This window comes from Flavobacterium sp. UGB4466, assembly GCF_903469665.1.
GTDB lineage: Bacteria > Bacteroidota > Bacteroidia > Flavobacteriales > Flavobacteriaceae > Flavobacterium > Flavobacterium lipolyticum.
Genome location: NZ_CAGKLC010000258.1, coordinates 1 through 674 on the forward strand (window position 1 = coordinate 1; position 674 = coordinate 674).

Annotated in this window: 1 protein-coding gene; it reads right to left on the reverse strand. The window is 38.4% G+C overall.

What is annotated here, in order from left to right; translation table 11 throughout:
* Window positions 1-674, reverse strand: a 674-nt coding sequence (locus JO950_RS21960; RefSeq protein ID WP_202704546.1) for a condensation domain-containing protein, incomplete at both ends; no start/stop codon positions are given.

Genomic DNA, 674 nt, shown 5'->3' on the forward strand with positions numbered 1-674 from the left:
CCTATCAGATCATCCGGCTGAATGTTGTAATTATCCATTAGGTAATGCGCCAACTGATTGGATCGCTCATTAAGCTCTCTGTAAGTCAGTTCTGTATTCTCAAAGACTATGGCGATGTTATCCGGTGTCTTTTCTACTTGCTCTTCAATTAAATCTACAATTGTCTTGTCCTTCGGATAAGCTGCTGTTGTATCATTAAAAGTAAAAAGCAGTTTGTGTTTCTCTTCTTCCGATACATAATCTATTTGTGCTATTTTCTCTTCAGGGGTTTCCAACAGTGCATTTAACAACTGCTTGTAATGCCCTATCAGTCCTTCAACCATCTCCTTCTCGTACACATCCGAGTTGAATATTAAGTTCAAAGACAGGCAATCGCCCACCTCCTGAAAAGTAATCTCTATATCAAATTTTGCAGTGCTATACCCCTGATCAACTACCTGATTTAACGCTTCTTCTAATATTTCAACTCCGGCAATTCTTTCGCTATTAGTTTTAACGGTAAGCATGACGTCAAATACCGCACTTCTGCTTGTATCTCTTTGAAGATTTAAATCTTCCACCAATCGATCAAAAGGATACATCTGGTGGTTATAGCTCTTTAAAGTATGCTCTTTTACAGACTGGTAAAAACCGTCAAAACTTTCCTGAGGATTAACCCTGTTTCTTAAAGCCAG